24 protein-coding genes and 1 tRNA gene are annotated in these 18,814 nt (G+C 62.0%); 20 read left to right on the plus strand and 5 right to left on the minus strand.

Annotated elements, in window-relative coordinates; genetic code table 11:
* Nucleotides 1–8: 8 nt before the first annotated feature.
* The 17 genes from KYC_RS12580 (at nt 9) to KYC_RS12660 (ending at nt 11,913) form a co-directional block, all read left to right on the plus strand.
* The gene (locus KYC_RS12580) at nt 9–1,517 is read left to right on the plus strand and encodes a DUF3383 domain-containing protein (RefSeq protein ID WP_008162666.1); all 1,509 of its coding nucleotides are present in this window, start codon (nt 9–11) and stop codon (nt 1,515–1,517) included.
* Between the two features lie 57 nt (nt 1,518–1,574).
* A complete protein-coding gene (locus KYC_RS12585; protein ID WP_008162669.1) occupies nt 1,575–2,024 on the plus strand; it encodes a phage tail fiber protein in 450 nt (149 codons plus the stop codon).
* Between the two features lie 9 nt (nt 2,025–2,033).
* Nucleotides 2,034–2,489 (plus strand): hypothetical protein, encoded by a 456-nt coding sequence (locus KYC_RS12590; protein ID WP_008162671.1) that lies wholly within the window; start codon nt 2,034–2,036, stop codon nt 2,487–2,489.
* Nucleotides 2,490–2,579: 90 nt separating this feature from the next.
* The gene (locus tag KYC_RS12595; RefSeq protein WP_008162673.1) at nt 2,580–4,337 is read left to right on the plus strand and encodes a phage tail tape measure protein; all 1,758 of its coding nucleotides are present in this window, start codon (nt 2,580–2,582) and stop codon (nt 4,335–4,337) included.
* The gene (locus KYC_RS12600; RefSeq protein ID WP_008162676.1) at nt 4,337–4,882 is read left to right on the plus strand and encodes a phage baseplate protein; all 546 of its coding nucleotides are present in this window, start codon (nt 4,337–4,339) and stop codon (nt 4,880–4,882) included. Before KYC_RS12595 ends, KYC_RS12600 begins: the two co-directional genes overlap by 1 nt.
* A complete protein-coding gene (locus KYC_RS12605) occupies nt 4,879–5,187 on the plus strand; it encodes a phage baseplate plug family protein (RefSeq protein WP_008162677.1) in 309 nt (102 codons plus the stop codon). The genes KYC_RS12600 and KYC_RS12605 overlap by 4 nt, the downstream gene beginning before the upstream one ends.
* Complete coding sequence (locus KYC_RS12610; RefSeq protein WP_043518267.1) at nt 5,180–6,004, plus strand: baseplate hub protein; 825 nt, start codon at nt 5,180–5,182, stop codon at nt 6,002–6,004. The genes KYC_RS12605 and KYC_RS12610 overlap by 8 nt, the downstream gene beginning before the upstream one ends.
* Complete coding sequence (locus KYC_RS12615; protein WP_008162682.1) at nt 5,989–6,696, plus strand: Gp138 family membrane-puncturing spike protein; 708 nt, start codon at nt 5,989–5,991, stop codon at nt 6,694–6,696. The genes KYC_RS12610 and KYC_RS12615 overlap by 16 nt, the downstream gene beginning before the upstream one ends.
* The gene (locus tag KYC_RS12620) at nt 6,693–7,037 is read left to right on the plus strand and encodes a contractile injection system sheath initiator (RefSeq protein WP_008162683.1); all 345 of its coding nucleotides are present in this window, start codon (nt 6,693–6,695) and stop codon (nt 7,035–7,037) included. Before KYC_RS12615 ends, KYC_RS12620 begins: the two co-directional genes overlap by 4 nt.
* Nucleotides 7,030–8,220: a baseplate J/gp47 family protein gene (locus KYC_RS12625; RefSeq protein WP_008162685.1), complete on the plus strand. Its 1,191-nt coding sequence runs from the start codon at nt 7,030–7,032 to the stop codon at nt 8,218–8,220. Before KYC_RS12620 ends, KYC_RS12625 begins: the two co-directional genes overlap by 8 nt.
* Nucleotides 8,217–8,867 carry a DUF2612 domain-containing protein gene (locus tag KYC_RS12630; RefSeq protein ID WP_008162687.1) on the plus strand — a complete coding sequence of 217 codons (651 nt, stop codon included), beginning with the start codon at nt 8,217–8,219 and terminating at the stop codon, nt 8,865–8,867. Before KYC_RS12625 ends, KYC_RS12630 begins: the two co-directional genes overlap by 4 nt.
* Nucleotides 8,868–9,872, plus strand: a complete 1,005-nt coding sequence (locus KYC_RS12635; RefSeq protein WP_008162689.1) for a hypothetical protein — start codon at nt 8,868–8,870, stop codon at nt 9,870–9,872.
* Nucleotides 9,872–10,339: a hypothetical protein gene (locus KYC_RS28410; RefSeq protein WP_008162691.1), complete on the plus strand. Its 468-nt coding sequence runs from the start codon at nt 9,872–9,874 to the stop codon at nt 10,337–10,339. The genes KYC_RS12635 and KYC_RS28410 overlap by 1 nt, the downstream gene beginning before the upstream one ends.
* A 60-nt stretch (nt 10,340–10,399) precedes the next feature.
* On the plus strand, nt 10,400–10,708 hold the full coding sequence (locus KYC_RS12645; protein WP_008162693.1) for a hypothetical protein: 309 nt from the start codon (nt 10,400–10,402) through the stop codon (nt 10,706–10,708).
* A 1-nt stretch (nt 10,709) separates the two neighbouring features.
* Nucleotides 10,710–10,988 (plus strand): hypothetical protein, encoded by a 279-nt coding sequence (locus KYC_RS12650; protein WP_008162694.1) that lies wholly within the window; start codon nt 10,710–10,712, stop codon nt 10,986–10,988.
* Nucleotides 10,985–11,515: a hypothetical protein gene (locus KYC_RS12655; RefSeq protein WP_008162696.1), complete on the plus strand. Its 531-nt coding sequence runs from the start codon at nt 10,985–10,987 to the stop codon at nt 11,513–11,515. The genes KYC_RS12650 and KYC_RS12655 overlap by 4 nt, the downstream gene beginning before the upstream one ends.
* Nucleotides 11,512–11,913 (plus strand): hypothetical protein, encoded by a 402-nt coding sequence (locus KYC_RS12660; RefSeq protein WP_008162698.1) that lies wholly within the window; start codon nt 11,512–11,514, stop codon nt 11,911–11,913. The genes KYC_RS12655 and KYC_RS12660 overlap by 4 nt, the downstream gene beginning before the upstream one ends.
* 101 nt (nt 11,914–12,014) lie before the next feature.
* Here KYC_RS12660 and KYC_RS12665 read toward each other — a convergent pair whose 3' ends face one another.
* The 4 genes from KYC_RS12665 to KYC_RS12675 form a co-directional block, all read right to left on the minus strand.
* The gene (locus KYC_RS12665; RefSeq protein WP_008162700.1) at nt 12,015–12,437 is read right to left on the minus strand and encodes a type II toxin-antitoxin system HicB family antitoxin; all 423 of its coding nucleotides are present in this window, start codon (nt 12,435–12,437) and stop codon (nt 12,015–12,017) included.
* Nucleotides 12,438–12,498: 61 nt separating this feature from the next.
* Nucleotides 12,499–12,675, minus strand: a complete 177-nt coding sequence (locus KYC_RS28685) for a type II toxin-antitoxin system HicA family toxin (RefSeq protein WP_081478030.1) — start codon at nt 12,673–12,675, stop codon at nt 12,499–12,501.
* A 91-nt stretch (nt 12,676–12,766) separates the two neighbouring features.
* On the minus strand, nt 12,767–13,075 hold the full coding sequence (locus KYC_RS12670) for a hypothetical protein (RefSeq protein WP_238531924.1): 309 nt from the start codon (nt 13,073–13,075) through the stop codon (nt 12,767–12,769).
* A 55-nt stretch (nt 13,076–13,130) separates the two neighbouring features.
* The gene (locus KYC_RS12675; RefSeq protein ID WP_008162705.1) at nt 13,131–13,793 is read right to left on the minus strand and encodes an SOS response-associated peptidase; all 663 of its coding nucleotides are present in this window, start codon (nt 13,791–13,793) and stop codon (nt 13,131–13,133) included.
* Between the two features lie 761 nt (nt 13,794–14,554).
* On the opposite strand from KYC_RS12675, the gene KYC_RS29635 reads away from it, so the two are divergent.
* Nucleotides 14,555–14,670: transfer RNA gene (locus tag KYC_RS29635), tRNA-His, on the plus strand.
* A gap of 345 nt (nt 14,671–15,015) precedes the next feature.
* Nucleotides 15,016–17,139 carry a LamG-like jellyroll fold domain-containing protein gene (locus KYC_RS12685; RefSeq protein WP_008162710.1) on the plus strand — a complete coding sequence of 708 codons (2,124 nt, stop codon included), beginning with the start codon at nt 15,016–15,018 and terminating at the stop codon, nt 17,137–17,139.
* A gap of 61 nt (nt 17,140–17,200) precedes the next feature.
* Here KYC_RS12685 and KYC_RS12690 read toward each other — a convergent pair whose 3' ends face one another.
* On the minus strand, nt 17,201–18,298 hold the full coding sequence (locus KYC_RS12690) for a S24 family peptidase (protein WP_008162712.1): 1,098 nt from the start codon (nt 18,296–18,298) through the stop codon (nt 17,201–17,203).
* Between the two features lie 187 nt (nt 18,299–18,485).
* On the opposite strand from KYC_RS12690, the gene KYC_RS12695 reads away from it, so the two are divergent.
* Complete coding sequence (locus KYC_RS12695) at nt 18,486–18,794, plus strand: hypothetical protein (RefSeq protein WP_008162714.1); 309 nt, start codon at nt 18,486–18,488, stop codon at nt 18,792–18,794.
* Nucleotides 18,795–18,814 lie beyond the last annotated feature (20 nt).

Genomic DNA, 18,814 nt, shown 5'->3' on the forward strand with positions numbered 1-18,814 from the left:
AAAAAGACATGTCCATCAAGATGACTCGCTACGTCCGGATCATCAGTGCGGTGATCGGCGCCAATGCCGTCGCCCAGCAGCAACTGACCGGCCGGCGCTTCACCACTGACCCGCGCGTGCCTGTCGGCCAGATCGTGTCGGTTCGCCCTGGCGGCGCCGACGACTATTTCGGCTCGGACTCGCCCGAGGCGGCATTTGCCCGCCAGTACTTCTCCTACGTCAGCCCGGCGCCCGCCTCGCAGGCTCCCGAGCTTCAGTTTGCCGCCTATCCCGACGTGGCGCGGCCCGCTCGCGTGTACGGTTACCGGATCTCGGCCAGTCTGGCGGAGTTCCAGGCAGTGACTGCCGGTGTCATGAACATCAAGGTCGGCGAGTACGCCTATGACTTGACCGGCGTGGACCTCTCCGGCGCCACGAGCCTGACGAACGTCGCACAGCTGGTCACGACGACGATCGCCACGGCGGCTACGGCCCAGACGGGGACTGCGGCGACCGTCAGCTATGACGCCATCGCCGGATCCTTCACAGTCGAGTCCGCCGCGACGGGCCCGGGCGCCATCGTGGTATCGCCGGTCACGGGCAGCGATATCGGCGCGATGCTGGCGCTGCAGGGTGCCCAGGCGATCAGTTCCCCCGGATCGGCCGCCATGTCTCCCCTGGAGGCTTTCCGCGCGGCGGAGAACGTGACCGATTCGTTCGGTTCGGCCTCGTTCGGTGCCACGGTGGACCTGGAAGACGCGATTCCGCTGGCGGAGTATGTCTCTGGCGAGAACGTGAAGTACCAGATGTACTGGTCGGTGGACTCGGTGACTGCCGACAGCTGGAACGCGGCCATGATTGGCACCGCCTCCAATGGCCTGGTCCTGAACGGCACGGCCGGCGAGTACAAGGAGGCCCTTCCGATGGCGGTGATGGCGGCGACGGACTACGACCGGACCAACGCCAGCATCAACTACATGTACCGGCAGTCGGGAGTGACGCTCACGTCCGACGTGTCGGACGACCAGATGGCGGACTTCTACGACGCGCGCCGCGTGAATTACTACGGTCAGACGGCGAGCGCCGGCCAGAAGATTTCGTTCTTCCAGCGCGGCTACCTCATGGGCGGTGCCACGGCGCCGCTTGACATGTCCGTGCACGCCAACGAGCAATGGCTCAAGGCGTACATGACGGCCCAGCTGATGAGCCTGCTGCTCACCACGAACAAGATCCCGGCCAACAACGACGGCCGCGGCATGGTCATGGCGATCATCCAGGGCGGCGTCAACAAGGCGCTGAACAACGGCACGATCCTGATCGGCAAGACGCTGACGGAGCTGCAGAAGGTTGCGGTGACCCAACTGACCAACGATCCGCTGGCCTGGCACGACGTGCAGGACAACGGCTACTGGTTCAACGTCAGCATCGAGCAGGAGACGGGCGAGTCGGGCGTGACCGAGTACACGGCCAAGTACACGCTGGTCTATTCGAAGGGCGACATGGTCCGCAAGGTCGACGGCTCGCACAACCTGGTCTGACCGGGCAAGACAACATTTTGGGCGGCCTGCGGGCCGTCTTTCTTTTGAGGATCAGACATGTACGATACTTCCGCTATCGGCGTAGCCGTGCGCTGCGTGGCCAGCGAGTCTTTCCCGTCCGGGTTCACCATCACCGCCTTTGCCGACGATGCGGACCCGTTCGACATCCCGGCGATCGACATCGCCACGCCGGCCATGAACGTGAACGGCGATCTTGTGGTGTTCAGCGCCCCGACGCCGATCACGATCACGCTGAACGTCATTCCGGGAAGCGAAGAGGACAACAACCTCGCCGTGATCTTCGAAGCGAACCGCGCCGCCAAGAACAAGCGGCACGCGCGCGACGAGATCACCCTGGTGAACACCTATCCGGACGGATCCAGCCTCACGCTCAGCGAAGGCAAGATGACCAACGGCATGCCGGGCAACTCGCCGGCCTCCGCCGGCCGCATCAAGTCGAAGTCCTACACCTTCGCCTTCCAGAACCTCTCCCGCACTCGCGCGTAAGGGCCAACCATGGCAGACCTGATCAAACCCCGCGTCGTCATGGTCAAGAACCGTGACGGCGTGGAGAAGGCATTCACCATCTCCCGCCTGCCGGCCACGGTGGCGCGAGAGGTGATCGCCAAGTACCCGCTGTCGAACATCCCCAAGCTGGGCGACTACCAGACCTCGGAAGAGGTCATGAAGAAGCTCATGGGCTACGTGGCGGTGGACCTGGACGGGCGTGAGCAGCGCTTGACCACCCAGGCCCTCATCGACAACCACGTCGACGACGGCATCCAGCTCATGAAGCTGGAGATCGAGATGATCGAGGAGAACACGGGTTTTTTCGGACTCGGCGGGCAGCGCGGTTTCCTCGACTGCCTGCTGGAAAAGTGTCTCCACTCGATTATGCCAATGCTGACCCCTTTATTGGGTCAATTGTCAGCTCAGGACTCGCCCGACTCGTCGAGCTCAAAACCGAAATAGACCTGGAGGAGGCGATGGACCTCTGGGAAATCGCCACGACCAACAAGGTCAATGAGATCCGCGCGATGGAAGCGGAAAAGAGGAAGTGACATGGCCTTGCTGGACGCCCTGACGTACATCATCGACGCGGACAACTCCAAGCTGAACAAGGAGATCGACAAGTCCGAGCAAAAGACCGACGAGTTCGGCAAGTCGATGCTGACCGCCGAAGGGCGCGCCGGCTTGATGGAGCAGAAGATCAAGGGTGCTTTTACCCGGATCGGCGCCGCCATCCTGGCCACTGTCGCTGCGTCCAAGGCTCTGGAGACGTTCAACAACCACGTCCAGACGGTCGAGCAGATCCGAAACACCAGCGAGGCGCTGGGGGTGGCGATCGAGGATGTGGACGCCTTCGGCAGAACCATCGTACGCATGGGCGGCGACGCTCAGGGCGCGCGGGACTCTCTGACGGACATGGCCGAGTCCATTGGTGAGGCACTACAGGACGTGGAATCCGGCCGCGCCAAGACGTTCAAGGCGCTGGGCATCAGCCTAAAGGACGTGAATGGCCAAGCCAAGAACGCAGTGCAGGGCATGGTCGAGCTGGCCGGCGCCGTAGAAGGGATGGGGCGCGAAGAGGCTGTCTTCCGGATCAAGGAACTGGGGATCACGGACAACCGAACTGTGGAACTGCTCCTCAAGGGCCGGCAGGAAGTGGAGCGCATGCTCCGCGTCCAGAAGCAACAGGGCGGCGTAACCAAGGAGTCGGCCGAGCGAGCCAAGGCGTACTCCGAAGCGATGGCGAAGTTCAGGGATAGTACAGATAAGGCATCCAGCGGAATCGTCGATTGGATCCTGCCTGCGGTCACTTGGTTCATCGAGAAGCTGGACGCGGTCGTTTCATGGATGAATAGGCACGATACGTTCGTGAAAGGCTTCTTCATTGGCCTGACGACGATCCTGATGGCGATGTTCCTGCCTGCGGTTGTCTCCGCGACCGCAGCGGTATGGGCCCTGATCGCTCCGTTCCTGGCGGTGGCAGCACCGATCGCCGCGGTTGTAGCGCTGTTCGCGCTGCTGTACGACGACGTGATGAACTTCCTGGATGGGAACGAGTCGCTGATCGGCCAGATTTCGGAGAAGTACCCGATCGTCGGGCAGACGGTCAGGGCAATGGCCGAGGCGGTGATGGAAGCGTTTCGGTGGGTGGTCGACGCCATCGCGTCAACCTGGGAGTCGATCAAGGACTTCCCGGACAAAGTTGCGGGTGCTTTCACCACGATGGGGGCAAGCGTAGGCGAGACGGTCACAACGATGGCCGATGCGGTGAAAGCCGCCGTCGAGTGGGTTAAGGCGGCGCTCGCGGGGGCCTACCAGTCTGTCGCCACCTTCGCGTCCGGAGCCGTCAATGCCTTTGCGGCGATGGGCAAGTCCATAGGCGCCATATTCCAGGGCGTCGTGAACGTGGTGAAGAGCGCCTGGACGTACATCAGCGGGGTGTTCGACAGAGTCTCGACGGTGATTTCCAGGATTGGGAAGTGGCTGGGATTCGGGAGCGGAGCCGACATCGAGGTGTCGCCGTCGACGGTATCCAAGGGAGTGTCGGACGCTGAGGCCAAGGCAGCCGAGAACATGAAGGCCGCCCAGGCGCAGCTTGACCAGGCCGCGGCGAACCCCATGAACTCGGTCACTTCGAATGCGATCTCGAACGCCAGCAACACGCATACCGAGACGAATGTCCAGGTTGGCCAGGTCACCGTGCAAACCCAGGCAACCGACGCGCAAGGCATCAGCCAGTCGATCGGCGGCGGCTTGAAGGACGAGCTCAAGAACTTGCAGGCTGATTCTGCGAGCGGGGTGAAACGGTAATGCAGCTATCAGACAGCCTTTCGACGTCCACTCAGCAACAGGTGGCCATTCTCGACGCTGAGAGCTTCGAGACCATCTTCGCGTCCGCGGCGCCGATGCGAGTCGCGGTCCGGGAGGCAAAGAGGGCCACCAAGTTCGCGGTCGAGGACGGCACCGAGCGGTCGGATCATGTCGTGCGCGAGCTGACGGAAATCCAGATCGACTTCCTGCTGGCCGATGACACGCGGAACCAGTTCGAATCCCTGCGCCAGGCGTTCGAACAGAACAAGCTGGTCACCGTGCAGACGAAGGTGCGGTCCTACGAGAACATGCTGATCGTGGACATGCCGCATGACGAGACGCCGGAGTTGGGTACGGCGGTCAATGTCCCGGTTCGAATGCAGGAGTGGGTCGAGGTGAAACCCGAGTTCGGCACGCTGCCGCCGGCGAAGGTGGAGAACAAGAGTCAGTCAAGCACGGTGAAGCGGGGACAGCAGACGGGGAAGGAGCCGACGGAGAAGAAGAAATCCGCCGCACTGGAGACCTATGAGGCCATATTCAAATGATCGAAATCGACCTAATACGGGCGCCGAATCAGACCTTCTCTATCACGATCAACGGCGTCCTGTGGGAGCTCTCCATCAAGGTTGCGCACGGGACGATGCTGGCCGACGTGAAGCGCGATGGCGTGGACCTCGTGCTGGGCCAGCGGATCGTCGCGGAGTTTCCCATCCTGCCGTACCGCCACCTGAGCCATCAGGGCAACTTCGCCATCCTGACCCGGGACGGTGAACTGCCATGGTGGGAGGAGTTCGGGCGGTCGCAGTCGTTGATTTACCTGGAACCGGCGGAGGTCGGCATCAATGATTGACCTACGCGCTATCCGGATCGGGGTCGAGGTGTCCGGCCGGATGAACTACTACAGCGCCGCCAGTGGCATGCGGATAAAGGCCAGCGGTACGAAGTACGCCAATGCCACGCAGAATGAGTGCAGCGTGACCATCTCGAACCTGCGGCGCGAGACTCGTGACTTCCTGCTGACCGAGACGAGCCCGTTCAACAGTGACCGGACGCCGAAGCGGCTGGTCGTGGAGGTGGGGCGTGTTTCTACCGGGCTGTTCAAGGTCTACACGGGCGACATCATCAGTGCGGAGCCGAGCAGCCCGCCGGACGTGGACATCGTCTTGAAGTCGAAGACGGCCAATTCGGCAAATGGCGTTGTCGTTTCCAAGAGCGCGCAGGCGACATCGAAGCTGTCGGCGATTGCCGCGGCCGTGGCCACGGACATCGGCGCCACGCTCGTGTTCCAGGCGCTGGACAAACTGATCGGGAACTACACCTATACCGGCGGCGCGCTGGGCCAGGTCAACCGCCTGGCCGAGGCCGGCGGTGTAAGGGCGTTCGTGGATGACACCCGGCTGATCGTCCAGGACTTCGACAAGGCCGTCAGCGGCCGGGTCAAGATCTTGAACATGAATAGCGGCATGGTGGGAATCCCCAAGGCGACAGAGAAGGGTGTCGAGGTGACCTATCTGATCGACGGCGAGTCGGTCCTGGGCGGCACATTGCGCCTTGAGAGCAAGTTCAACCGATCGTTGAACGGCGACTACAAGATCGACCAACTGAAGTTTGACGTGGCGAGCCACGAAGACCCATTTTTCTATCAAGCGACATGCAGCCGACTGTAGCCCCCGATATCGACGGCGCCGACGAAGGTAGCCTGTCTGGCGTCCTGAAGTCCTGGATCCGCTCGTTTATTCGCGAGAACCTGGACGACATGCTGCCGGCCCAGGTGGTTTCGTATGACGATGCCTCGAACCGGGCGGTCATAAAGCCGCTGATCATGGTCGGCACGACGGACGGCCAGAAGATCTCCCGCGGCAGCATCCCGAACATCCCGGTGTTCCGCTTTGGTGGCGGGGGCTTTTTCATGCGGTTTCCGATCAAGCCGGGGGACTTCGGCTGGCTCAAGGCGAATGACCGCGACGTCTCGTTGATGTTCCAGCGTGGAGGCCGAGAAGACTGGCCGAACACCGAGCGCCTGCATTCGTTCTCGGATGCGATGTTCTTCCCGGACACCATCAAGGATTGGGCGATCGACGGCGAGAACGCAGACGCTCTGGTCCTGCAGTCTATGGATGGCTCGGTCTGCATCTCATTGCATGCCGGCGAGGTGCGCATCAAGGCGCCCAAAGCGAAGGTGGAGATACCCGAGACGGAATGGATCGGGAACATCGAGTTCAAGGGCAATGTGGCGACGAGCGGCGGGAACGTGTCGATGTCTGGCGGCACGCTGACGCACAACAGCAAGAACATCGGAAGCACGCATACCCATAGCGGTGTGCAGACGGGTAGCGGCAGCTCGGGAGGCCCCAATTGATCTCGTTTCAAACCGACGACGATAACGACTTCGTGACACTGCCCAATGGCAACTTGGCGATGGTGACGAATCGAGATGCGGTGACCCAGGAAGCTAAGCATTTCGCGGCCACCGCGCGCGCGGAGATGATCCACGCCTATGACGAGGGTATCCCGTTCCTGCGCGAGGCGTTCAGCAAGCAGCCGAACCTGGCGCAGTTCGAAGCGTCATTGCGCCGGCGCTTGCTGGGCACGCCGGACGTCACCGGCATCGTAAGCCTCGTCACGCAGATCGAAGGCGAGACGCTGAAGTACACGGCGACCCTCCAAACCACATACGGCACGGTAACGATCAATGGCTGATTACAGTTTCATCGCAAACCGCGGCGTCATCGTCGTGGACACGGCGACGACCCGCGCGCAGGTTGAGGCCGAGTTCCGGGCGGTCTTTGGCGACGACATGCCGACGGACCCGGCAACGCCCCAGGGCATGCTGATCACCCGGATCACGGAGGAGCGGGACGCGATCGCGCGGAACAACGCCGAGCTCGCCAACCAGATCAACCCCAACCTGGCCGGCGGTGTGTTTCTGGACTCCCTTGTGGCCTTGACGGGCGGCCAGCGCCGCAGCAGCGTGCGCTCGTTGATTGTCGGGGCGATTCTCGGAGGCATCCCCGGAACAAACGTGCCGGCAGGCTCGATCGCTGAGACGGAACAGGGCGAGCAGTTCGAGCTTGTCACGACGGTCGTGCTGGATTCGTCTGGCTCCGCCTCCGGGAACCTTCGCGCACTCCAAGACGGCGAGATCGTCGTACCGCCCGGCGGGCTGAATACGGTCGCTTCCAGCGTGTTGGGATGGGAGACCATCACCAACCCTGTCGCGGCGATTCCAGGGCAAGTTGAGGAGAACGACGTCCTGTTGCGGCGCAGGCGTGCGCAGACGCTGGCACTACAGACGACCTCAATCAATGAGGCCATCGTGTCACGGCTCTACAGCATCGAGGCCGTGCGCTCCTGCTACTACCTGGAGAACTATGCCGACGTCGACCAGGTGATCGACGGCATTCCCATGCGCAAGCACAGCATCTGGGCGTGCGTGGAAGGCGGCACGGATCCGGAGGTCGCGCGGGCGCTCTTCGAGACCAAGACCGTCGGTGGTGGATACAACGGCGCCGTCGCGGTCAATGTGGCTGATCCGGTGAACGGGAGGCTGTACGAGGTCAAGTTCGACCGCCCCGACGAAATCGCGCTGCTCATACGGGTGACCGTTCGAGACAGCCAACTGGACGTGCAGCAACTGATTCCGGACTTGGTCATGAACTATGTCAACGGGGATATCGAGGGCGATGTCAGTTTCGTCGTCGGTAGCGACGTGTCTACGTTTGAGATCGCCAGCGCGATCAACCAACAAGAGCCGACCGTTTTCGTGAGGAAGGTCGAGCTGTCGGTTGTCGGCTCCGGCGTCTGGTCAGCCGACGCGATGGACATCGCGCCCAATGAGATCGCGCGCACCCAGCGCAGCTCCGTCCAGGTGGTGATCGCATGAGCGGAACCCAGCAATTTGACTTCGCTGTTGACCTGATGCGATCAATCCTCTGGCAATACGACGGAGCGCCGCGGGCGGTGGCCCTGGCGAGGAATGATCAGACTTGGATCGACAGCCACCACTCGGATTTCTGGCGCAGCTGGCACCGTGACGTTTTCGACCTGGACACGGCCACCGAATTTGGGCTGTCGGTTTGGGCCCGCATTCTCGGCGTTTCGCTGGAGATCGGCGCACCGAGGCGGGTTGAGGGCGTGTTCGGATTCGGCACAAACAACGCCAACTTCGAAAACGGCAATTTCGGGCGGGCTCGTGATGGGCAGGTGAGTTTGGACGTCGAATCCGCGCGCAAGTTGCTCAAGCTGCGATGGTTCCAACTCACGATGAGGCCTACCGCTCCGAACATCAATCGGGCGTTGGAGAGCGTCTTCGGGATGGGTTCGGCGTCGGTGTTCGATAACTATGACATGACCACCACCACCGTCATGTTTACGAGCGCACCGGATTACCGGCTGCGTCGCCTGCTGGAGAACACAGACATTCTTCCGCGGCCCTCTACGGTTGGCCTCGAGTGGGCGGTGCAGGCTAGGCCGGCCTGGGGATTCGGCCCCAATCACCTCAATTTTGAAAACGGAAACTTTGGAGCGTAAATGGCTACCAGGATCTACAAGACGCCTTTCGCGGCCACGGGCGACAAGGAAGCGCTGGCGACGGCAGACCAACCGGATGGCAAAGTCTCGCTGCAGTCGGGCTGGACGCCGGATTACGAGTTGCCCGGCGACAATCCGAACTATCGACCGGTCGGCCGTCAGGAAATGAACGGCATTGTTGGCGAGGTGACGGAGGGGCTGGGCGAAGTCCAGTTGTATGGCTTCGCGAAATGGCAGGCAATCGACGGCGGCTGGCCGCTGGGCGCAAACGTCATTCGCAATGAAACCGTCTATAGGTCGTTGATTGCGAACAACGTCAGTGATCCCGCGAGCGGTGACCCGAGCTGGGCGGAGGCGATGGCCGGGCGACTGCTCGCCGTGAAAACCTACATCTCGTCCACGACCTACGACCCCACCCCAGGCGCCAAGTATGCGCGATTCAAGGGAGTCGCGCCGGGAGGCGGTTCTGGTGGAACTTTGGCGACCGGGCCGGGCCAAGCCGCTGCATCTGGCGCTGGTAGCGCAGGCAATCATTTCGACTTCTTCGTCATGCAGGGCCTCACCTCGATGCCGATTACGATTGGTGCCGCGGGTGCGGCGGGGTCTTCGGCGCCTGGGAACGGGGGGAACGGCGGGGATATCGTTATCGGCTCTATCGCGACGATCAAGGGGGGGTATGGAGGCCTGGCTGGTAATGCCCAGGGCACATTCCCTGGGCTGAGTGGGGCGTGCCAGGCGAACGCCGTCTCAACGATCAGCGCTGTCGGTACCTTCGGAGTCTTGAACGGCCTTGGCCAAACCGGAGTCCGCGGCGTCGTGCTGGGAATCGTGAACATTCTCTATAGCTCGGGCGGCAATTCTGCTTGGGGACGTGGGGGCACGTTGGATGGTGCTGGTGCCGGTATTGGCGGTGGCGGTGTGGGGGCTGGCGTGGGACAGAACACGCCGGCCAGCCCTGGCTTCCCGGGAGGCGCAGGGATCGTGGTTGTCGAGGAGTACGCATAATGAACAAATACGCCCTTGTGAAAGACGGGGTTGTGGCAAATGTCGTCGTATGGGACGGAAACGAGGCCACTTGGCAAGCGCCAGCCGGGCATATCGCCGTAATTGCTGACGAGTTTGTGTCGATCGGATGGGGATTCGATGGCCAGAAGTTCAGCGCTCCAGGGCCGGAAATCTCGCCGCCTTCTGACGAAGAAATCACTGCTCAAAAAGTAGCCTTGGTGCAGGAGCATATGGACGCGGCGGCGCGCGCCTTGAACTACGACAGCATCGCCAACGCCATCACTTATGCCGATGAGCCGGCCGTGCCGAAGTTCCAGGCTGAAGGGCTGGCATTTCGCGCCTGGCGCAGTCTGGTGTGGGAGCGTTGCTACGAGATCCTGGAGCAGGTCCAGAACGGCGAGCGCGCCATTCCGAGCGATGAGGAGCTGATTGCAGAGCTTCCGGCGCTGGCGCTCCCGACCGCTTGATTTTGAAATTTCATGATCCACCCGCTTCGGCGGGTTTTTTTTCGTCTACAGGGGACGCGATTGAACATCCAAGACTTCGACGCCTTCGCGGCAAAGTTTGCCGGCGTGCTTGGCGCCGCAGTGTCCATGCGATACCTGCAGGGGGCGTGGCCGGCGCGCCTGAGCATGGCGGCAAGCGGTTCGCTGGTGGCCTACTACGCCTCGCCTTATCTCTCGATGGCGCTTGGAATTCCTGAGGGGCTGGTGGGATTTCTGACCGGAATGTTCGGCATGGCCATCGTGTCGCGCGCCTGGGAGGCGGTCCAGGCTGCGCCGATTGGCGCTCTCTGGCAAGCCGTAATCGACCGCGTGCGCGGAAAAGGGGCGTGACATGGACAGCACCATCATTCTGACCCTTTGGGCGGTTCTGGCGTTCGTCTGCTGGCTGATCGTGGCTGGTGGCGCGGCGCTGGCCGTGTTCGCGCGCGGCATCAAGGACACGACTCTCGAGCGAATCGGGCTGTCGGCTGTCTGCCTTACGGCGACTGGAGCCGCCTGCCGCATCGTCGTGGCCGGCTGGGCCAGCTCCGGCGATGCCGCGCTCGCGGCCTCCGCTGCCTTCTACGTGGTCGCGGTGACGGCCAAGCACATCAGGACACCGAAGACATGACCCTTTCCGAGATCATCAAGACGGCCATCAACCCCGCGCTGGCGCTGTTGCCCGCCAACATGGACACGCCCGAGGCGCGCATCATGCTGCTGGCAATCGGTTTGCAGGAATCGCGCTTCGAACATCGCCGCCAGATGGTCGGCAATCCGCCGAGGCCGACCGGGCCGGCGAAGAGCTTCTGGCAGGGGGAGCAGGGCGGCGGCATGGTGCACGGCGTGCGGCTGCACGCTGCAACCAGCGCTGCGGCCGCGCGCCTGTACCAGGCCCGAGGCGTCCAAGCGCGCGACGCGGCCATCTGGGACGCGATCGAGCACGATGATGTGCTGGCCGCCGGGCTGGCGCGCCTGCTGCTGTGGAGTGATCCAGGTCGGCTACCTGCGGTCGGCGATGAGCAAGGCGCCTGGGCGTTGTATCTCCGCACCTGGCGCCCCGGCGCATACGAGCGCGGTTCTCTGGCACAGCGCGCTGAGCTTCGGGCCAAGTGGGGCCGCAACTATGCCCTGGCCATGGACGAGGTGGCGAGATGAACCCGTTGCTGCGCCCTGTGCTCCCGTACCTGATCGGTGCCACTCTGGTGGTGGCGGCCCTGCTTGGCGTGCGCTGGTACGGGGTCAGCCAGTTCCAGGCCGGCGTCGACCAGGCCAATGTGGGCCACGCGCTTTCGGAACTCGCAGAGTTCAAGACGCAGACCTCGCGCCTGGCGGGAGTGTCGGCCAACCTGGAAGACGCCCTAGTGGCGCTGCGCGACGCCAAGCCCAAGACCATCGAGAGGTACACCCGTGTCGAAGTTCAGAGCCCTTTGCCTGCTGGCTGCCGCATTGACCCTGAGCGGCTGCAGCACATCAACGAAGCCGGCCGCGTGGCCAATGCTGCCAGCCAACCTGGCGCAGCCGTGCCCGCCAGTGCCCGAGGTGATGAGCGATAACTGGGACGATTTTGCGCGCAGCTATATGGCGCTGGCGCTGCTGTATGGAGAATGCGCGGCCAGACAGCGGGCAATGGCGGACGCTTGGCCCAAACCTTGAATCAGGCGTTGCGGACCGAGATTTCCAGATCCTTGCCTAGTGCGCTCAGCGCCGCCGCGAGCGTGTCGATTTTGGTGGCATGGCCCAGGTCGACGATGCGGGTCATTTCTTGCTTTCGGATTCCCATCCGGTTGGCCAGCTCGGTCGGTCCCACGCCCTGCGCGATCATCTCGTTCAAGACGTAGATCTTTGCCGTGACGCTGGCGGGCAAGGCAATCAAGACCTCGTCCGGCTCAGGCGCGGACGGCGGCGGAACCGCGCGGCGGTCGTCGAAGTAGAAATCCATCGAAACCAGCAGCGCGTCGGCGGCCATCGCCTTTGCTTCTTCGAAGTCATCGCCAGCGGTCAATGCCTCAGGGATATCGCGGAAGGTCACGTAGTAGCCGACCGTGTCGGGACGGATTTTGGCTGGGTAACGCAGCATGTTCTTGCTCTCCGGGGTGGTGCGGTGAATGCGAGTGGGAAGCCCCTTCCGGGGCCTCCCTTTACTTCAATCCCAGTTGCTTCAGAATTTCTTTTCTTAGGCTTTCTCCGATTTCTCGGCCTGGGTGCCTCGGCATGATGGTTTGCTTCCCTTGGTAGAACACTTTCGTGTGGCTTGAGCCCTCTTTGAAAGTTGCCCCTTGGGTTGCGAGCCACCGTCTGAACTCGCTTAACTTCACCGCACCTCCCTTGTTTGTTGACAGTGACTCTATAGTAATCAAAAAAGATTACTCAGTCAACAAAAAAGATTACCGAAGGGTCAATTTTTTTCTACTGCTGCACCCACTGCATCCACCACCCCTGGTAATAGCGCCGGCCGTCGATTTCTTCGAAGCCGCAGACCATCATCCCGCGGTCGGATGAGAACGTCAGTAGCTCCGGCTCAAGCAGATCAGGAATCGCCCCTTTTTGCATTCCGCCAAATTTGGCGAGGCAATCCATGGTCATGACCGTGACGTGGCGGCGCAGATCCTCGCGGGTGACAGAGTACATACGAACCGTGCCGATCACTGCGGGCGCAGGGTCATTGTCTCGACGCTTCTGGCCGAGATAGTGGGTGCGGACGACTGAGCAACGCATGATTCTGCTGCGACATAGCTGTATGGATATACAGTATATTGCAGCAAAAACAGGGTCACGTCATCGGCGTGGCGATCAGCTTGTCGGAAGGGAAGGGAGCGAGGAAATCGCGGCTTTGTTCTGCGCTCGCCGTCAGCCAATCTCCGTAGGCGCCCTCCGGCAGGATTACGACCATCCGCTTTTCCTTGTTCGGTTGGTGGTAGTCGCGGAAGAGCGGATCCTCGTCGGCATTGATGGTCAGCATGGTGTAGCTGTTATGCCAGGCCCCGTCGGCGTCCCGATAGCGGTCCCATAGCCCAGCGATGCCCAGCGGCGCGCCGTCCGCCCGGGTGAAGCGGGTGGCCACGGCCTTGCCAGAGCGCCAATCCGGCTCGAAGATCGCGTCGGCAGGGATGATGCAGTGCTGCGCCCGGTGCCAGGCGTTGCGGAAAGTGAAGGCGTTGGCGACCCGATCGTCGCGCGCGTTGAACGTCGACAGCTTCTCGGCCCCGGCCAGGGCGTCCGGGCGGGTGGACGCCGAGATCAGGCCCCAGCGCCCAGGGACTGCCTCGCGCTCCGGCACGGCTTCATCGCCGGCGTCATGCTCCGGCGGCCGGCGCACAAATACGCCCTGATACCGAGGCCACATGTCGTATTTGCCGATGGGGGCCGGCTTGGACGCGCCGAACTTCTTCAGCAGCAGCTCGGCATCTTTCAGCGTTTGGTAGTGGCTGCACATGGAACCCTCCTGGGGGGAACCAGTATAGGGTCAGCTGTCGCCCGCCGGCCTTGTCCGCATGCCTATCTGCTCTTGAAGCGCAATTTCGGCCAAGTACGCGCGGATCATCACAAGGCAAAGTTCCTTGTCTTCAACCGGTAGCTGTGCAAAGCGCTCGGGCGGGAATTCGGGGAAGGGCCATGTGTCCATATACGCCACTCTACCCAATAGCAAAGGGGCGGTGCGCAGCGGCAGATAAACATCGGACAGATTTACCGCGCTGAATTTGGAAGCGTCTTAGCGTCTGGTAGTGGCTGCACATGGTCCATCCCTACAATCCCGGTCACAAAAATAGGTGCAGGCCAAGAGAGTCTTTCCCGCGTGCACGCTATTTTTTGTCTTTTTCGTTGGGTGCGGGTTCATAGCCACCGGGGGGAGCGTCTTCCCAACGCGCCACGGTCCCACGGGCTACGCACTGGCTAACTTCGCTCCCTGGAGCGGTAAGGCAGACGGTTCCGGTGAGCCGGTCTAGGATGTATATCCATGTGCCACTAGGCGAGCTGCCTACTTCGACATACCTCAGCATTGAGGCAGCATAAGCGGCAACGCAAGCAAACAAGATGCCAGTGACCACGCGGCCCCAAACAACGATTTTCTCCATGTTGTCCCTTCATCATCATCTTCGCGCCCGAGTAGTGGATGCACATAGTTCCCTCCGGTCGGGTCAGTCAGTATAGGGCTGAAAATAGCGGTGGCAATTCCCCGAAGAACCGCGCAGAGCTGTGGCCGTTTTGGACGTCCATGCCACCAGTTTCTCCCGGAAAGCCGCATGAATCCTAGGTATTACGCCGGATTGTGATTCCGGTTGTCGTGGGTTCGAGCCCCATCAGCCACCCCAAAGAATTTGTATGAAAACAGGCACTTGCGCGAAAGCGAAGTGCCTTTTTTCATTTTGCGGCATGAAAATCAAAACGAAAGCGCAATCCGGTCCGGCCGACCTTCACGTTGTGATCCGACGATAGTAGTAAGACCATCCAATCTCAGACCCGAAGCCCGCCAGCGAAAGCCGGCGGGCTTTCGCGTTCTGCGGGCTTGCTCATGTTGAACCGCTGGCCTTCAAACGATGCATCGCGCCGCAAGAACACGATCAATTCGACGGCGCATCTGCCTGGGCGTTGTCATGGCTGCGTCACTGGCCCGATCTATAAAGCGGGTCCTCGTGTCCACTCAGGAAGTTTTTGCGATGTCGAAGTTTGATGAACCCAAGGATCTGCAGGCCGCTGCACCAAGCGCTCCTACGCGGCGCACTTTCTTGCGCGGCGGCCTGGCCGTGGCGATGATCCCTGGCGCCGGCCTGCTGACCGCTTGCGGCGGAGACGACGATCATGATGATGACAAGGAAGCACCCGGTCCGGGTGAAACGCCTGAGCCGGGCCCTGTCGAAGATACCGGCAAGGGCTCTCGCTTTGCCCTGGCCGTGCTGCCCGATACGCAGTTCTATGCCCGCTACGCCACCCTGGCGGAAAGCAGCCAGTACAGCCGCAAGTTCGGCAGCGAACCGTTCATGGCCCAGACGTACTGGATCGCTTCGAATGCTTCGGCGTTGAACATTCCGTTCGTGACGCATTTGGGCGACGTGGTCGACCAGGTGAACATGCCGGATCAATGGAAGGTGGCGGATCAGGCCATGCGGGTTTTGGAATCCGCGAAGGTTCCCTACTCGGTGCTGGCCGGCAATCACGACGTGCTTCAGTCGCGCGATTATGTGGACGCATCCAGCCAATCCAGCGGCACCGATGCGCAGCGCACGCTGGCCAACGAACCCTATCTGCAATGGTTCAACACCACGCGCGCCAAGCGCATGAAGACCTTTGGCGGCCGCGATCCCAGCGGTTTCCATGAGTACCATGTCTTCGAGGCGGAAGGTCAGAAGTTCATGGTGCTGTCGCTGTCCTGGCGCATATCGGATGACGGTATTGCATGGGCGCGTCGCGTCATCAGCGAGAACCCGAGCCTGCCCGTCATCCTTGTCAATCACCAGCTTCTGAATATCGACCGTGATGGCGTCAGCCCGCTGGAAACCCCGTACGGCCTGATGCTGTGGGACCGCCTGATCCGCGACAACGATCAGATTTTTATGACGCTCAATGGCCATCACCATGGCGCCGCGCACCAGACGCGCACGAACGACTTTGGCAATAAAGTCGAACTGATGGTGGTGGATTACCAAATGGCCTATCAGGGCGGCAACGGCCTGATGCGTCTGTACGAATTCGACCTGACCCACAACAAGATTCATGTTCTGTCGTTCTCGCCCTGGGTGGTGCAAAAGCCGCGCGAAACGTTGACGCAGTTCGACCAGGCCGTGCTGAAGACGGACAACGAGCAATTCATCATCGACATGGACTTTGTCTCCCGTTTTTCGGGATTCAACAAGACCTTCGGACCTGGCGCCGAGTTGAGGGCGTCGCTTGTGGAGACCGCCAGCGCGATGATTCTTGCCGGCTACACCGAGCCCGAGGTTGCGGCCAACCGGGCGCCGGCGGACGCCGAAGACTATCCGAAGGTGGGCAGCACCGTTGCACACTGGCGTTTCGTTGGCGGCACGGCCGGGCAGGCCGTTGCCGCGGGCCACGTCATTGAAGATCGCGCTGGCCAGAATTCGCTGCACCGCGCCGCCCTGAATTCCGAGGCGGGCGTACTGACGGCGCAGCTTGACGACCTGCTTTGGACTGCCGACAAGCACTATCTGTCGGCCGCCCCGGGCTCGGTGCGCTTTGCCAATACCAACAAGAATACAAAGCGTCTCAGCTACTTCCTGACCGATGCCTCCGCGCCGCTCAATGCCATGGACTTCGCGAGCACGGGCTACACCGTGGAAGCGTTCGTGAAGATCGACAAGGACTGGAGCTCCAGCCTGCATGCTTGGATGAACGTCATGACGCGCGATGGGCGCCGCGACGCGATTCCGGGATTCTCCGGTGGCGACGGCGAATCGCCTCCCGTGCTGTTCGCGGTGTCCAGCCTGCGCGAGATTCAGTGGGAAGTGGTCACGCCGCAAGCCGGAACCCGGTCGCCTCAGGCCAGCTGGTCCGGCGAGATCATGCCCGACACCTGGGTGCATATCGCGATCGTCGCCGACCCGGTGGCGCGCGAAAGCATCATGTACATCGAAGGCGCGCCGGTGCTGCGCAATTCGGGCAATGCTTCCGGCCTGGCTCCGGTGTCGGCGGCCATGCCCTGGGTTGTCGGTGCGGGTGCGTGGGACGGCGAGCGAGCCGACGGCTTCTTTGGCAACATCAGCGAAATCCGGATCGCGAGCGAACCGCTGCCTATCACTCAGTGGTTGACCGCCCGGCGTAGCTAGGCGCATCGAACGCAGTGAGCGGCGGCGGCCGGTTCTTAATTCATCCCGCCGCCGTTCACTTCTAAGACTTCACCCATTGCCCGACTTCATCCTCGCGCAGCCGGGCCCCCGCCCAGACCACCCGCCCCAGCACCCGCACCGGGGCGCCGTTCTCTAGCGGAATGTCGGCGTGCACGGGATTGAACGATCGCGCCACCCAGTGCCCCGTCAGCCTGTCCTTGGCCATTGTCTTGACGATCATCTTGCCGTCGTAGTTGATGGCATACACGCCGCCGGCCGCGATATCGCGCAGCGTCAGGCTTTCGTTGGGGACCACGAGCAGGGCGGCGCCGTCGCGGATGACGGGTTCCATGCTGTCGCCCTTGGCGTAAACGACGCGGCCTTTTCCGCTGTCCGCGCCCACCGACTTCAGGAACGACTTGCGGAACTGGATCATGCCGGTCTGTTCTTCGGTGTGGTTCTCGATGGGCTCGCCTGCCGCCAGCCGCACGTCCGCCAGCTCGGGGACTTTCTCGAACTTGTCGTTGGCTGCGGGCGGTTCCCCCGCGCCTACGTTGGCCACCACGCCTGTCTGGGTGCTGATTTGCACCCGGTGTTCGCGCTCTGTCTGGTGCGTGGTCTTTCCGCCTTCCCATGGGGCCGGGGACAGGCCATCGACGCGCATCGGGAACTCGTCGCTGGACAGGTAGGTGTCGACCAGCGAGTCGCTGCGCAGGACTGTCGAAATCTGCGGTGCAACAGGCGCCGGGGAGACATCAATCCCCAGCTTCAATTGCGCGATCGCCAACGCCAGCGCGCCCTGCAGCTTGTGGAGCTGGTCCGGGGACAAGGCGCGCACCTGATCTTCCGGGATGCTGGGAAAGGGCCAAGGCGCCGGGGGAGGCGCCAGCGCGGCGGCCGCACCTGCGTCGCCGATCTTAGGCAGCTTAGGTCCGGTGCCGTCATACAGCCACTGCGCGTTGACATGCAGAAGCGGCGCAACCTTGATGCAGGTTGCCATGTCCATCCCGTTGGACCCATTGAACCAATGCGTCGCGGCGCCGGAAGAGGCGCCTGCGGCCTTCCAAAGGTTGGTCTTGGTCAGGCGTGGCTCGGCCGCGTCCGCCCGGCGGGACGCTTCTTCGTTGAACGCCTGCGTGATTCGCTTCTGAAAGGTCATCTTAGGATGCTAAACAAAAAACATCTTAGGTGGCTTGTGTTTTGAATCTTAGCATTCTAAGATTTATGCGTCGATCAACTTCAGAACGGTCAGATTACGAAAGGTGACCCGAACGCTGCGGGGCTGCTCGCGGCCTGGTCGTCTACCTGACGCAAGACCAGGTTTTTGACGCTTATAGGGGACGCAATTGAACATCCAAGACTTCGACGCCTTCGCGGAGAATTTCGCCGGCGTGCTGGGAGCCGCAGTGTCGGTGCATTACCTGCGGGGGTCATGGCGCGCGCGCTTGAGCATGGCCGTAAGCGGTTCGCTCGGGGCGTATTACGCGGCGCCATACCTTTCCGGCATGCTGGGCATCCCCGGCGGCCTGGCCGGCTTCCTCACGGGCATGTTCGGCATGGCCCTGGTCTCGCGCGCATGGGAAGCAGTCCAGGCGGCGCCCGTCGCCGCGCTTTGGCAGGCCGTCATCGACCGCGTGCGCGGCAACGGGACATGAACAGAGAATCCACGCCGCTT

Source organism: Achromobacter arsenitoxydans SY8 (genome assembly GCF_000236785.1).
Taxonomy (GTDB): Bacteria; Pseudomonadota; Gammaproteobacteria; order Burkholderiales; family Burkholderiaceae_B; genus Achromobacter; species Achromobacter arsenitoxydans.